We start from the raw sequence: 15,556 nt of genomic DNA on the forward strand, positions 1-15,556 counted from the left end.
TTTTGTAAAAATTATTGATTTACAGTGTTTTTACGCGGTTTATTGCATCAATTTGTTTATAAAATAGCATAATTTGCGAATCATTAATTGTAAGAATATAAAAATATTAAAATTGTAAGAATTTGATAATTCAAAAAAATCTTCCTCTAAGATTTTTCTTAACATTTTGTTAAATTTAAAAAGCCGCTGAAATTTCAGCGGCTTTTTAAATTTTTATGAATATTACTGCCTAAGCAATGTCAACTTTAATGTGAAGTTCTTTCAATTGTGCATCGTCAATTGCAGCAGGAGCATCAATCATGACATCACGTCCAGAATTATTTTTAGGGAATGCAATGAAATCTCTAATGGTTTCTTGTCCTCCTAAGATAGCAACAAGTCTGTCTAAACCAAAAGCAAGTCCTCCATGTGGTGGTGCTCCAAATTGGAAAGCATCCATTAAGAATCCGAATTGTGCTTTTGCTTCTTCTTCGGTAAATCCTAAATATTTGAACATTAATTGCTGTGTTGCTTTATCATGAATACGAATAGATCCACCTCCAATTTCGTTACCATTCAAAACCATATCGTATGCATTTGCACGAACTTTTCCAGGTTCAGTTTCCAGTAAAGCCATATCTTCTGGTTTTGGAGAAGTAAATGGGTGGTGCATCGCGTGGTAACGACCGCTTTCTTCGTCAAGTTCCAATAATGGGAAATCAACAACCCATAATGGAGCAAATTCTTCAGGATTACGTAACCCTAAACGAGTAGCCAATTCCATACGAAGCGCAGAAAGCTGTGCTCTTGTTTTATTTGCTGGTCCAGAAAGAACAAAAATCATATCTCCAGGATTTGCTTCTGTTGCTTTTGCCCAATTTGCTAAATCATCCTGATCGTAGAATTTATCTACAGATGATTTGTAAGTTCCGTCTTCGTTACATTTTACGTAAACCATTCCAGACGCTCCAACTTGAGGACGTTTAACCCAGTCAATTAATCCATCTATTTCTTTACGAGTGTAATTTCCTGCTCCTGGAACAGCAATTCCGACAACTAATTCTGCTGAATTAAAAACAGGGAATTCTTTGTGTTGTGCAAATTCGTTCAGTTCTCCAAACTTCATTCCGAAACGAATGTCCGGTTTGTCGTTTCCGTATGTTTTCATGGCATAGTCGTAAGTAATTCTTGGAAATTTATCTACTTCAATACCTTTAATTTCTTTTAGTAAATGTCTTGTCAATCCTTCAAAAATATTCAAGATATCTTCTTGCTCAACAAATGCCATTTCGCAGTCAATTTGAGTAAACTCAGGCTGGCGGTCTGCACGTAAATCTTCGTCACGGAAACATTTCACAATCTGGAAATATTTATCCATTCCGCCCACCATCAATAATTGTTTGAAAGTCTGTGGGGATTGTGGCAATGCATAAAATTGTCCTTCGTTCATGCGGCTTGGCACAACGAAATCTCTTGCTCCTTCTGGAGTAGATTTAATTAAATAAGGAGTTTCAACTTCGCAGAAATCTAAATCAGAAAGATATTTGCGAACTTCCATCGCTACTTTATGACGGAATAATAAACTGTTTTTTACAGGATTTCTTCTAATATCCAAATAACGGTATTTCATTCTGATGTCTTCTCCGCCGTCAGTTTCATCTTCAATTGTAAATGGAGGAGTAATTGCTGAGTTTAAAATCGTTAATTCAGAAACTAAAATTTCGATTTCACCCGTTGGAATATTTTTGTTTTTAGCTTCACGCTCAATAACAGTTCCTTTTACCTGAATTACAAATTCACGACCCAAAGTTTTGGCCAATTCAAAAACAGTTTTATCGGTACGACTTTCGTCGAAAATAAGTTGTGTAATTCCATAACGGTCGCGTAAATCGACCCAATTCATAAATCCTTTATCACGTGATTTTTGAACCCAGCCCGCAAGTGTAACTTCGGTATTAATATTTGAAGCGTTTAATTCGCCACAATTATGACTTCTATACATAATCAAAATTTTAGACTGCAAAAGTAAATACAAAATTCAAGATAATATAGTAAAGTGATAAGTTGATTCAGAATAATTTCAAATAAATTGTTAATTGTGAAAATCCGAAGCTTTTATTTCTTTAGTTTTGATTCATCTAAAAACAAATCTTAATACCTATGAAAAAACTTTTTGTTGCAGGTTTAGTGCTTTTTAATGCTTTAAATATTATTGCTCAAAGCAAAAGTTCAATTAAGTTCACAGCTAAAATAGCCAATAGAAATAGCGATACTTTGGTTATTAAAGGAAGAGATAATTTCAAACAAGTAATTCCAATTGATAAAAAAGAGGTTTTTGCAGCAACTTTTGATGCTCCTCAGGGGTTCTATGTTTTTTCTGATGGAACAGAATCGTCTAATTTATATTTAAAGCCAAATTCTGAAGTCAATTTAACCATGAATGCCAAAGAATTTGATGAAACGATTGTATATAAAGGTAAAGGTGTGGATGAAAGTAATTTTTTGGCGCAGCAGGCTTTAAAAGATGAAAATTTTCAGAAAGATGCTTTTACTAAAGAATCAACCGAATTTACTGCTTTGCTTGATGGTAAACTAAAGACCGATACAGAGAGTTTGGAAAAAGGAAATTTTGCTCCAGAATTTAAAACAGCTCTAAAGCGCAGTTTTGAAAGTTTTCACCAATATGCTGCCGAAGAATATGAAAGAGTTTCTAAGGCAAATAAAATGGTTGGAAAAGCATCGCCAAGTTTTGACTACGAAAATTTTAAAGGAGGAAAAACAAAACTTTCTGATCTAAAAGGAAAATATGTTTATATTGATCTTTGGGCTACTTGGTGCGCGCCTTGTAGAGCTGAGATTCCTTATTTGCAAAAGATTGAAGAGAAATACCATGGAAAAAATATTGAATTCGTAAGTATTTCTATTGATAAAGCAAAAGACAATGAAAAATGGAAAAAGTTCGTAACTGATAAAAAATTGGGTGGCGTTCAATTATTTGCAGATAAAGATTGGGAATCTGAATTTGTTGTGAATTATGGTGTAACGGGAATTCCACGATTTATTTTAATAGATCCGCAAGGTAATATTGTAAAATCTGATGCATCAAGACCGTCTGATCCTGAACTTGATAAAGAGCTTAGCGCATTATTGAACTAATTTATTTACGAAATTTACAACGTTATCGTAAAATTCAAATATTTCTAAAATACCAGTAAAACCAGTGCTTGAGCGCTGGTTTTTTTGTTTTATAGGTTTTTCCAATGTTAAGTTTTTACTCTATGTTACCAAATTGTTAAGTAAAAGTTTTTTTAATGTAAACAATTAACTATATTTGATAAAGATTTCTTAACATTAAATACCTAAAGATATGAAAAAGAGTGTAATTTTAGCTGCAATATTGTTCTCTGGAATTGTAGTTGCACAAGAAGGAAAGCCTGAATTAGAAGCTGCTGGGAATAAGGTAAAAGCAACGTATTACTATGACAATGGTAAAGTGCAGCAAGAAGGCTTTTTTAAAGACGGTAAATTAGACGGTGTTTGGGTATCTTATGACGAAAAAGGAAATAAAAAAGCCGTTGGAGAATACACAGACGGAGTTAAAACAGGAAAATGGATTTACTTTAATGAAGACAGTTTGAGCGAAGTTGCTTATGTAGACAACAAAGTAAACTCAGTTAAAAGTTTACAGAAAAATGCTTTAGCAAACAGAAATTAATTATAATTTCAAAAATCAATTATAAAAAGACCGTTTCGTTTTTTAATGAGACGGTTTTTTTATGCCTTTACTTTTTTAGATTTTCTGTTTCTTCCAAACCAAATGATGAATCCGCTGACAGGAAGAGCTGCGGCAATTAAGCTCACGGTAAAAGCTAATATTTTTCCGGGAAGATCTAGAACTTGTCCTGTATGTATTCCGTAATTCATTTCGACAACTTGCAGTCCGAGGCTTTTTTCATCAAAAGTTTGGCTTTGGATTAATTTTCCGCTTGACGGATGAAAATAATAATTACTCTGCTGATCATAGCGTAACGTATGTGGATAAGCGCCTGTGCTGACAATATCGCCTTTTTTCTGTGGAATCATTATAAAAAACATTTCTGCTTTTGGTCGCAATTTCTGAGTTTGAACAAATGCTTTGTCAATTGCTGTAACCGAATTTGCTTTGAAAGAGGTAGTGTCGATTATAGGCGTTTTTGTTTCAGAAGCTTTTTCTCCTCCAAAATTGAAAGATTTATAAATTCCGTCGCCAACCCATTCGTAGGTAAAAGTAAGTCCGGTTATGGCTAAAATTAGAGCTATTAATGAAATGTAAAAACCAGTAGTATTATGCCAGTCGTAATTAACGCGTCGCCATTTTGCAGACCATTTTATAGTGAAGCTTCTTTTGATATCGCTTTTTCGTTTTGGCCACCATTGTATAATTCCAGAAATCAGCAGCAGAATAAAAATTATGGTTGCTCCGCCAATAATATGCTTTCCGATATAATCGGGTAGAAGGAGATACAAATGAATGTATTCTACAATAATGAAAAAGTCAGTTTCTGGATTTTCAGATTTCAGATATTTCCCATTATACGGATTGAAATATAAGTAAAGATTTCCCCTGTCAGAATAAGTATAAACAATCGCCGATCTGTTTTTTCCATAATAAGCGATCATGGTGGCTTTGTTATTAGGAACGACTTCTTTTGCTTTTTCCTGCAGTTGAGATGGTGGCAGAAAAGGTTTGTTTTGAGGTTCAACCAAACGCCATTCTTTTCTGGTAATGTCTTTTATTTCATCATGAAAACAGAAAATGCAACCTGTAATACAGACTATAAAAACAATAAGCCCAGAAATTAATCCCAGCCATTTATGTATAAATCGTATTTTGGTTTTGAATCCCATTTTTTTGATTAAAAGCGTAAAAGTATGCTCAAAATCTATATAGGGCAAATATTTCTAAAGCATTTTTTGTAAAGGTAAGTGTTGGTCAAAGAAAAATCTCGGAAAGTCGCAAAGTCGCAAAGATTTTGTTTCCCGCAGATTTTGCAGATTGAGCAGTTTTTTTAATATTTTTATCTGCTTAATCTGCAAAATCTGCGAGAGAAAATCATTCCATTTTTCTAATCTGTAGCTTTAAATAAAAACTTGGCGCCTTCGTGCCTTAGTGGCTAAAAATTAAGAAACTGCTTTTTTAGGTTTTAAATGATACGCTGTGTATAAAGAAATTCCAGCAAGGAAAATCCAAAAAACATCTATGAAGAAAATCTGGAATTTGTTTTCTATGAAAGAATTCCAAAACCAATTTCCAGAAACAATCCCATTTGTGATAGGAATCAGGAATCCTAAAATACTTCCTGAAATCAGAGAGAATTTGTTGGTGAAAGCGTCATTCTTTTTAATGATAAAGAAGATCGTCAGCAAGAGCCAACCTCCAAAATAAAGTGCATATAAATTAGACTGGCTTAAAGGATAGAAAATTTTGCTTCCTATAAATGCCAAAGCTGTAATTGGATACATGCTTAAACAAATCGCCAAGTAAATACGAACAACAGCAGCGTTGAAACGTCTTTTCTTTTCTGGCATATTGTTTTTCTGTCGGGCCACAAGCCAAATCATAACTCCAGAGATAATGACAAAACAAGTTATAATTCCTAAAAGGAAACTAACAATTTTTAAGGCATATCCGCCATAATCTCCAAAATGTATTCGGTATAAAACATTTTTTACAACATCTAAATAGCTTGTTTGTGCAATAGGGTCTTTTTTGGCAATTTCTTTTCCGTCAGAAACTCTGTATACTACTTTTCCAATTCCTGTAAATTTTTTATGGCTTAAAAGTTCGCCCTCAACCAAAACGTGCATATTGGCATCTCCATAATTTTGGATGAAAACACGAGTAATTTCAAAATCGGACCAGTTTTTTTTAGTTCTGGCAACCAGTTCGTTAATGTTAAATGGATTTGCCAGTTTTTTATTTTCAAAGGTATAATCTGGATCAGTATATTCCAGTTCCTTATATAATTTATCTTGATCTCCTTTATACAAAGCCATTACAGCTGGCGCTACGATTAAGAGTTTAATCATAAAAAATGCTCCGGTAACCGCATATACAAATTGAAATGGCAGACCAATCATTCCTAAAGCAGTGTGTGCATCTGTCCAAAGCGTTTTTAATTTTTCTTTCGGACGGAACATGTAAAAGTTAGAGACGATTTTATTCCAATGTAACAAAACACCTGTTATGATGGCGAACAAAAAAAACAAAGCTGTAAATCCAGCTAAATAATATCCTGCAGGATATGTAATTTGTGCTAAAAAATGAAGACGGTATAAAAGTTCACCTAATGAATAAGACTCTTCGTAAGTGTAGGTTTTGTAATTTTTGTTGTCTAGATAAAAGAACTCTCCCGCTTGCTGTTTTTTTGGAGCCAAGGTATCTTTAGTTCCTTCCATATATACAGCAACCCTATTTTCTACAGACGGTTTAGAAATGGTAAGATTTCTTCCGTGCAAAACATATTTTTTGTCAAGATGCTGAAGTGCATCATTATAATCTAACTGGATTTCTCTTGTGATTGCTGTAGATTCACTTCTTTCCCAATTGATGATTTCATCTCTAAAAAAAGAAAAAGATCCAGCGAAGAAAATTATAAAAAGAACTACACTGATAACGATTCCGCTGACAGTATGCGTGTGAAAATAGATATTGTAATGACGGTTATTCATAAATATTATTGTGCCGTATTATAGGTTTGACCTAGATAAATGAAAAGACAAAAAAGTAGAGACAGCAGAATGTAAACTCCCCAGATTTTCCAGCCGCTTTTGGCTAAGAAAGCAATAATCATTAAGGCTACCCAAAGAATAAAACCGCTGAAAGCCATTGTGATTAATACATCTTTTCGGCTAAACCAAGCGGCTAAAGCCAAATGAAAAGTAACAGAAACAAAGTATCCGCCTAAGATTGCAGCAGTAATTTTGGAAAAACGAGGCCAAAAAGAAGGATTTAGATATTTTGGATTTGCTGGCATATTATATTTTAAAGTGGATTTTAATTGTAATAAAGTTCAGTTACGGCAACAAAAATGAGTAAAGCCAAAAGTAACTTGCTGTTTATTTTTTTTAAAGGAGTAAGGATAATGATTAAGCTTCCCACCGTCATTAGCTGAATGAAAAACATCAAAGTGCCACAACCCAATGATTGTGTAAAAAGCCACATTGCGTAAGCAGAAAGCAAAAGCATTAATCCGATGATTTTAGTTGGCTTTGGATTTTTCTGCATCCATTTTTCAAAACCTAGATCATAGGACAACACTGCTCTTTTCGAAGTGTAATACAGTGTGTAAAAAGCTAAGAAAACAATAAGGCTGGCGATTGTAATCATAATCATTAAAATTTAAAAAACACCTTCCGATAAAGGAAGGTGTTTGTTGTTTTTATTAGAATCTATAAGAGAAACTAGCAGCAACACTTCTCATGTTTCTTGGATGAATAGTTGACCATCCATCATAAGTGTCAACATTTGCTATGTTGTCTAGTTTAAGTGTCAATGTATATTTTTCTGTTCCGTAAAAAATAGATGAATTTAAAACCGTGTAAGATGGTATAGTAAACTGACCTGTAATTGTTCTGTTCATGATTAGGTTTTTGTCAGCATAGTTTCCTCCAAAACCTAAACCAAATCCTTGTAAATCTCCTTCTAAGAATTTATAGCTTGCCCAGAAGTTTGCTGAATTTCTTGGTCCAGAACTTTCCGGTCTGTGTCCTACGAAATCAGGATCTCCCGCATTTAAGATTGCATCTACATAGCTATAACCCGCTACAATGTTTAAACCAGGAACTGGACTTGCCACGATTTCTGCTTCAAAACCTTTGTTTCTTTGAGCACCGTTTTGGTAAGATGTTTGAGTGTTGACAGAACCACTAGTTCCATATACAGTATATACCTGATTTTTTACTTGGATATCATAATAGCTAAATGTTGCATACAATTTGTCTTTAAGAACATTTAATTTGGTTCCGATTTCAAATTGATTGGCGTGCTCTGGTTTGAATGTTCTTGGACTAGAACTTCCGTCAGGTAAAATATCGCTTGTTGGAGCAGAGTTTGCAAATCCGTCCATGTAGTTTGCAAAAATTGAAACCTTATCAATAATTGGCTGGTAAACTAAACCAAATTTTGGAGAAAAAGCAGTTTGGTTATAATCATCTGCTTTTGTTGTAACATCTCCAGCTGTCATAAAACGGTCTACACGTAAACTTCCCATTGCTGATAATGCAGGAGTAATGTTGATAACATCAGAAACATAAGCGCTAAAAACTTCTTGTTTAGTTTTGTTGTTATTTGCAGCTGCTTCAGCTAAAAGTTTGTCTGAGCCAGCTTTCGTTAAATTACCACTATCACCATCTGTGATATATTTTTTTGGATCTGTAATCTTAAATACGTATTGATTTACGGTTGCTAAATCCATGTTTCCAATATATACATTTCCATTTCTTACATATCCAGATCCGTTATCTATTTGTCCTCTATTGAAGTAGTCTAAACCAGCAACAATACGATTTCTTAAACTTCCGATTCTGAAATCTCCAATGAAGTTTTGCTGAATATCTGTTGTTAAAGTTGTAGAGTTTTGGTAATTCATGGAACGTCCTAAAACAATTCCTTCAGTGATTTGAGGAATTGATTTTGTTCCTTCATATAGATAAGTATAGTAGCCTTCTGATTTCGAAGAACCTCTAGAAACAACTGTTTGAGAAGTCCATTGGTCAGAGATTTTATAGTTCATTTGTCCTTGAAGACTATAAGAAGGCGTTTCAATTGCAAGTTCGTTGCTTGTGTAAGAACGTTTGTTATCATAACCCAATTCGTCAATATTGTGAACTCTTAATGGAGCAGCTCTGTCTAAGAAAAGCATAGTTGGGTTCGTAGCTTCGTTTTTCATGAATTCAGTATTGATGAAAAATGAAAGTCTGTCGTTTACTTCATAAGATAATGAAGGGGCAAAGAAGAAAGATTTTCTATATCCAGCATCTTGAAAACTGTTTTCGGTGTGATAAGCTGTGTTAAGACGGAAGTTAATCTTATGTTCTTCATCTAATGGAGTATTTACATCAGCAGTAACACGGTTTAAACCGTAGCTTCCAGCTGTATAAGTTACTTCTCCGCCAAAACGGTCGTAAGGTTTTTTAGTAGTCATGTTGATTAAACCGCCATAAGAAATAAGGCTGCTTCCGAACAAAGTTCCAGATGGCCCTTTAATTACTTCAATTTTATCGATGTTTGCAGGATCTAAACTTCCATTTGTTAAACCTGGCAAACCGTTAATCATTGTTGGCTGTACAGCGAATCCTCGTAAAGAGAAATATCCTGCTCCATCACCTCCACGACCTGTAGAAGCCCATAACGGATTTAATCCTGGAGCATTTTTAAGAGCATCATCAAGGTTTGTAACTACTTGCTCTTTTAAAAGTTCGCTTGTAATTGTAGTATATACTTGTGGATTTTCAAGATTTTTAAGGGGTAATCTTGATACTTGCTGTGTTTCTTTACGAGCAAGAGGGTTTTTTCTGCCGTTTCCGTTAATTACAATTTCACTTAACTGCTCAGAGTTTGAGGTAATACTGAAATTTTCAATTAATTCGTCTCCGCTATTAAGCGTAATGCTTTTTTCTTTAGATGTAAATCCAACTGCTGAGACTCTAATAATGTAAGTTCCTGGTTTTAGGTTCTTTATTTCATAGTTACCTTTGGTGTCTGTGTTTGTTCCGATTTTTGTTCCTTTTAAAGCAACAGATATGTTATCTGCTGTTCCACTATCCGAACTAATCTGACCTTTTATTGTCGCTTTTTCCTGTGCTAAAACAGATGTTCCTGCAAATAGAACAAAGCATAAAGTTAAGAGCGAAATCGTAAATTTTAATTTCATTTTTATTTAGAATTAATTTTGATAGTGCAAATTTAATTGCTGGAGGGCAATCAAACAAGTTGTTTTTATTTATTCTAAATAAATTATTTTTTAAAGGTTAAAATTTTCATTAATGCAAAAAATTAACATCTTAAGCCAATCTTAAGCTAATTTTAAGCAAAAAAAAGGCCTGTTCTAATGAAAGAACAGGCCTTTATATTGTCAAAATTACTTAAAAATTACAACTCTAAAGCACGTTTAGCGTCGCCATTCATTAACAATTCTAATGGGTTTTCTAAAGCTTCTTTTACAGCCACTAAGAAACCAACCGACTCACGTCCGTCGATGATTCTGTGGTCGTAAGAAAGAGCTACATACATCATTGGGTGAATTTCAACTTTTCCGTTTACAGCAATCGGACGCTCGATGATGTTGTGCATTCCTAAGATTCCTGATTGAGGAGGGTTGATGATTGGAGTAGACAACATACTTCCAAAAACACCACCGTTAGTGATTGTGAAAGTTCCTCCAGTCATATCGTCAACTGTAATTTGACCATCACGAGCTCTTAAAGCTAATCTTTTGATTTCAGCTTCAATTCCACGGAAAGTTAAATTCTCAGCGTTACGAACAACAGGAACCATTAATCCTTTTGGTCCAGAAACAGCGATAGAGATATCACAGAAATCGTATCCTACTTTGTAATCTCCATCGATCATAGAGTTTACATCTGGATATAATTGAAGTGCTCTTGTAACTGCTTTTGTAAAGAATGACATGAAACCTAAACCTAAACCACCATGTTTAGCTTTGAAAGCATCTTTGTATTCATTACGAATATTGTTGATTGGAGTCATGTTTACTTCGTTGAAAGTAGTAAGCATAGCTGTTTCATTTTTAGCTGAAACTAGTCTTTCTGCTACTTTACGACGTAACATAGATAATTTTGTACGCTCAGTTCCACGGTTTCCTCCAGTTGGAGTTCCCATTGAAGCTACAGCTGTAGCATTTACCGCATCATCTTTAGTAATTCTACCACCTTTACCGGTTCCTGTTACAGAAGCTGGAGCAATATTTTTCTCGTCTAATATTTTTCTTGCTGCTGGAGATGGAGTTCCTGCTGCATAGCTTGTAGCAGCTGGAGCTTGAACTGGCTCAGCTTTTGGAGCTTCTGCTTTTACTTCAGCCTTAGGAGCCTCAGCTTTTGGAGCTTCTGCTGCTGGAGCTGCAGATCCGCTTCCTGCTGGTTTAGCAGCATCTGTATCAATTAAACAAACTACAGCACCTACTGCAACTGTATCACCTTCTTCAGCTTTTAGTGTAATTACACCGCTCATTTCAGCAGGCAATTCAAGAGTAGCTTTATCTGAATCAACTTCAGCAATAGCCTGATCTTTCTCTACATAATCTCCGTCTTTTACTAACCAAGTTGCAATTTCAACTTCTTTTATTGATTCCCCTGGTGATGGGACTTTCATTTCTAAAATCATCTTGTTTTTGTTTAAGGTTTTTATCGTTTCATGTTTCATGTTTCAGGTTGTTAGACTTGAAACTTGGAACATGAAACTTGAAACAATTATTTTTTAATTATCTAAATAAATTTTTATCGAATACCATTCTAATTGCATCTGCATGACGACGTTTAGCACGTGTATAACTTCCAGATGCAGGAGCAGAATATGCTTTTAATGAAGCTAATCTCCATTTTACAAGATCAAAGTTCATTAACATATAGCTGTAAGCTCCCATGTTTTTAGGTTCTTCTTGAGCCCAAACATAATCATCAGCATTTGGATATTTTGCAATGATTTCTTTAATCTGCTCAACTGGGAAAGGGAATAATTGCTCAATACGAACAACAGCAACGTCTTTTCTTCCGTTGTTTTCTCTTTCTGCAGTAATATCATAGTAGAATTTACCAGTTACAAAAACTAAAGTTTTAACATCTTTTTTGTTAACTGTAGTATCGTCAATTGTTTCTTGGAAACTTCCGTTTACTAAATCTTCTACTGGAGATACACATCTTGGGTCACGAAGTAAACTTTTTGGAGTAAATACTACAAGCGGTTTACGGAAATTTGTTTTCAATTGTCTTCTTAATAAGTGGAAGAAGTTAGCAGGCGTTGTACAATCTGCAACATACATATTATGTCTTGCGCAAAGCTGTAAGTAACGCTCCATTCTAGCAGAAGAGTGCTCAGCACCTTGTCCTTCGTATCCGTGAGGTAATAAAAGAACAATACCATTTTGGTTGTTCCATTTATCTTCACCACAAGAAATGTATTGGTCAATCATAATTTGAGCTCCGTTAGAGAAATCTCCAAATTGTGCTTCCCAGATTGTCAAAGCTTTTGGACTTGCCAATGCATATCCGTAATCAAAACCTAAAACTCCGTACTCAGATAAGTGAGAGTTGTAAACATTAAAGTTTCCTTTTTTGTCCTCTAAGCTGTTGATTAAGATTACTTCTTCTTCAGAATCTTCAACTTTAACTACAGCGTGACGGTGAGAGAAAGTACCTCTTTCTACGTCTTGTCCAGAAATACGAACATCAAAACCTTCTTGCAATAAAGATCCGTATGCTAAATGCTCAGCCATACCCCAATCTAAAAGATTAGTTTCGAAGAACATTGTTTTTCTGTCGTTGATTAATTTTTGAATTTTACTGATGAATTTTTTGTCTTCAGGCAAATTAGAAAGTGCATTTGCAATTTGAGTTAATTTTTCTTTTGGATAAGAAGTATCAACTTTTTGAAGCATTTGCGTGTCTGTAACCTGAACAAAACCTTCCCATTCGTTTTTCATGAATGGAGTAATGATGGTTAAATCTTTTTTACGAGAAGCTTCTAAATTTTCCTCTAAAGCAGATTTGTATTGTTTTTCTAAAGCATTTACATAAGAAGCATCGATTACACCGTCAGAAAGTAATTTTTCTGCGTAGATGTCTCTTGGATTTTTATGTTTAGCAATGATTTTGTATAAAACAGGCTGAGTAAAACGTGGCTCATCACCTTCGTTGTGTCCGTATTTTCTATATCCTAATAAATCGATAAATACGTCACGTCCAAACTGCATTCTGTAATCTAATGCAAAAGATACCGCGTGAACAACAGCTTCTGCATCGTCAGCATTTACGTGTAATACTGGAGAAAGCGTTACTTTCGCAACGTCTGTACAGTAAGTAGATGAGCGAGCATCTAAATAGTTTGTTGTAAAACCAACTTGGTTGTTGATTACGATGTGAATTGTACCACCAGTTTTGTATCCGTCCAATAAAGACATTTGAATGATTTCATACAAAATACCTTGACCAGCGATAGCCGCATCACCGTGAACAGCGATTGGCAATACTTTTGAAATATTTTCTGGGAAATGTCTTTCTTGTTTTGCTCTTGTGATACCTTCAATTACCGCTCCAACAGTTTCTAAGTGAGAAGGGTTTGGCGCTAAATTGATATTGATGCTTTTTCCAGATCTTGTTTTTCTGTCTGCAGTAAGACCTAAGTGGTATTTTACGTCACCGTCAAAATACTCTTGATCGTAGTCTTTTCCATCAAACTCACCAAAAATATCTTGAGTAGATTTTCCGAAGATATTTGCCAAAACGTTCAAACGACCACGGTGAGCCATTCCCATTACGAATTGTTCAACACCTTTTTCTGCAGCTTGCTCAATTAAAGCGTCAAGAGCTGGGATGATAGATTCTCCACCTTCTAATGAGAAACGTTTTTGTCCAACATATTTAGTATGAAGGAAATTCTCAAAAGAAACGGCTTCGTTTAATTTATTTAAGATTATTTTCTTTTCCTCTGTAGAGAAATTAGGCTGATTTGTATTTACAGCTAATTTGTCCTGAATCCATTTTACAACATTAGGATTTCTAATGTACATATACTCAATACCGATATGCTGGCAGTAAATAGTTTTTAGACGATTTACGATATCTTGCAATGAAGAAGGCGCCATTCCGATTGTTTGAGCAGCGTCAAAAACAGTTGAAAGATCTGCTGTAGATAATCCGAAGTTTTCAATATCCAAAGTTGGAGATGAAGTTCTACGATCACGAACAGGATTTGTTTTCGTGAATAAATGCCCGCGCGTACGGTATCCGTCAATTAATTTAAGAACGTTAAATTCTTTCTTTAGTTTTTCAGAAATCTGACTGTAATCTGTGTTATCGCTAGTCACGTACTCAACGATCGTTTGCACCGGATTTTCGTCATTATAAGTCGTTTGCCCAAAGTCAAAACCTTGAAAGAAACTTCTCCAGCTAGGCTCAACGCTGTCTGGGTTAACTAAATATTGATCGTATAATTGTGCAAAAAACTCAGTATGCGCTGCGTTTAAAAATGAAAACCTATCCATAATATGAGTGAATATACTTTTTTGTTATATAGAAAGGCAAAAGTACAACAATCGCATTTATTTAAATCTTTTTTTTACGTACTTTTACGTAAAAATTTGTTAAAATAAACGTTAACTATGAATAAAATTCAATTTTCAATCGATTGCAGATATTTTTTTGTGATTTTGGCTGTCTTATTTTCAAGTTATAGTATTGCACAACAAAAATATGTCATTGACAATAGTAACCATTTTTGGGATAAAGTTCAATTTGGAGGTGGTTTAGGTCTCGGATTTGGTTCAGGATATACCAATATCTCGGTAATGCCAAGCGCCATTTACAATGTTAACGAAATTCTAGCAGTTGGAGCGGGTCTTCAATTTGGCTATTTATATCAAAAAAATTATTACGAATCTTTCGTTTGGGGAGGAAGCCTTATCGGTTTGGTAAATCCAATTCCCGAAATCCAATTATCAGCTGAATTGGAACAGGTTAGGGTTGATACCGATTATGAAGAAAATTATTATCAACCAGGTTTTTCCGATTCTTATTGGAACACAGCTTTATATCTAGGAGCAGGTTATAGAACAAAAAATGTAACAATTGGAGCACGTTACGATGTCCTTTATGATCCTAATAAAAGTCTTTACGGCTCTGGATTTATGCCTTTTGTGAGAGTGTATTTCTAAGTTGCTATCCCGATAGCTATCGGGACTGAGATGCTAAGATTCTAAGGTTTTAAAAACGAAAATTTGAAGAAATTTATTTTTATAATTACGGCAATTGTACTTTTAAGCTGTAACAATTCTAAAAGAGCGGATATTAATAAAGAGAAGGTTGTAAAGAAAGAATTACGACCTTTTTTTGATGCAGATAAAATTGATCATTATTATTTGGACATTTCTGATGACAATTTTTTTAAGCTCATTAGAAAAGAGAACAAAACTGAAAAAGAAAAGGAATTAATTAATATCTACATACATACTTTTCCTGATAATATTCCAAAAGTAGATTTTGAAAAAACACTTCTAAATCACAATTACAAAAAATCTAACTTATCGAGTAAAGATGAAAAAAATATTGAAAATATATTTAGTGAAAAGGATTCATTAAAAAATGATGCCTGTGCCTGTATTGCTGAGTATAAGGATGTTTTTATTTTTAAGAAAAATGAAAAAACAGTTGGTATAGCAAAGATTTGCTTTAAAAATGCTCGTTTTCAGATTATAGGAAGTAAAATAAATACGGAAGGTTTTGGACTAATTAATGAATTGGAGAGATTGGAAAGTATCGTTAGTCCCAATGAGAAAAAACCTTAGAGCCTCAGTGCCTCAGCACC

Annotated in this window: 12 protein-coding genes; 4 read left to right on the plus strand and 8 right to left on the minus strand. The window is 34.3% G+C overall.

What is annotated here, in order from left to right; translation table 11 throughout:
- Positions 1-229: 229 nt before the first annotated feature.
- Positions 230-1,981: an aspartate--tRNA ligase gene (gene aspS, locus NU08_RS03960; protein WP_129745955.1), complete on the minus strand. Its 1,752-nt coding sequence runs from the start codon at positions 1,979-1,981 to the stop codon at positions 230-232.
- Positions 1,982-2,139: 158 nt separating this feature from the next.
- Here aspS and NU08_RS03965 point away from each other — a divergent pair, with 158 nt between their 5' ends.
- Both NU08_RS03965 and NU08_RS03970 read left to right on the plus strand, forming a co-directional pair.
- The gene (locus tag NU08_RS03965; protein ID WP_129745956.1) at positions 2,140-3,135 is read left to right on the plus strand and encodes a TlpA family protein disulfide reductase; all 996 of its coding nucleotides are present in this window, start codon (positions 2,140-2,142) and stop codon (positions 3,133-3,135) included.
- Between the two features lie 211 nt (positions 3,136-3,346).
- A complete protein-coding gene (locus tag NU08_RS03970; RefSeq protein WP_129745957.1) occupies positions 3,347-3,694 on the plus strand; it encodes a toxin-antitoxin system YwqK family antitoxin in 348 nt (115 codons plus the stop codon).
- A 59-nt stretch (positions 3,695-3,753) separates the two neighbouring features.
- On the opposite strand, the gene NU08_RS03975 is transcribed toward NU08_RS03970, so the two are convergent.
- From NU08_RS03975 to NU08_RS04005, 7 genes are all read right to left on the minus strand, one after another.
- Complete coding sequence (locus tag NU08_RS03975) at positions 3,754-4,866, minus strand: PepSY-associated TM helix domain-containing protein (protein WP_129745958.1); 1,113 nt, start codon at positions 4,864-4,866, stop codon at positions 3,754-3,756.
- Positions 4,867-5,139: 273 nt separating this feature from the next.
- Positions 5,140-6,690 (minus strand): PepSY-associated TM helix domain-containing protein, encoded by a 1,551-nt coding sequence (locus NU08_RS03980; RefSeq protein ID WP_129745959.1) that lies wholly within the window; start codon positions 6,688-6,690, stop codon positions 5,140-5,142.
- A 5-nt stretch (positions 6,691-6,695) separates the two neighbouring features.
- Entirely contained in the window at positions 6,696-6,995 is a 300-nt protein-coding gene (locus tag NU08_RS03985; protein ID WP_111368866.1) for a hypothetical protein, read from the minus strand.
- A 20-nt stretch (positions 6,996-7,015) separates the two neighbouring features.
- A complete protein-coding gene (locus NU08_RS03990) occupies positions 7,016-7,348 on the minus strand; it encodes a hypothetical protein (protein ID WP_129745960.1) in 333 nt (110 codons plus the stop codon).
- 55 nt (positions 7,349-7,403) lie between these two features.
- A complete protein-coding gene (locus NU08_RS03995) occupies positions 7,404-9,893 on the minus strand; it encodes a TonB-dependent receptor (protein ID WP_129745961.1) in 2,490 nt (829 codons plus the stop codon).
- A gap of 218 nt (positions 9,894-10,111) precedes the next feature.
- Positions 10,112-11,362, minus strand: coding sequence for a 2-oxoglutarate dehydrogenase complex dihydrolipoyllysine-residue succinyltransferase (odhB, locus tag NU08_RS04000; RefSeq protein WP_008466142.1), 1,251 nt, complete (start codon positions 11,360-11,362; stop codon positions 10,112-10,114).
- A 97-nt stretch (positions 11,363-11,459) separates the two neighbouring features.
- A complete protein-coding gene (locus NU08_RS04005; protein ID WP_129745962.1) occupies positions 11,460-14,237 on the minus strand; it encodes a 2-oxoglutarate dehydrogenase E1 component in 2,778 nt (925 codons plus the stop codon).
- 117 nt (positions 14,238-14,354) lie between these two features.
- Between NU08_RS04005 and NU08_RS04010 the strand changes: the two genes are divergently transcribed.
- Positions 14,355-14,906 (plus strand): hypothetical protein, encoded by a 552-nt coding sequence (locus tag NU08_RS04010; protein WP_129745963.1) that lies wholly within the window; start codon positions 14,355-14,357, stop codon positions 14,904-14,906.
- 63 nt (positions 14,907-14,969) lie between these two features.
- A complete protein-coding gene (locus tag NU08_RS04015) occupies positions 14,970-15,536 on the plus strand; it encodes a hypothetical protein (protein ID WP_129745964.1) in 567 nt (188 codons plus the stop codon).
- Positions 15,537-15,556 lie beyond the last annotated feature (20 nt).

Source organism: Flavobacterium anhuiense (assembly GCF_004151235.1).
Taxonomy (GTDB): domain Bacteria; phylum Bacteroidota; class Bacteroidia; order Flavobacteriales; family Flavobacteriaceae; genus Flavobacterium; species Flavobacterium anhuiense_A.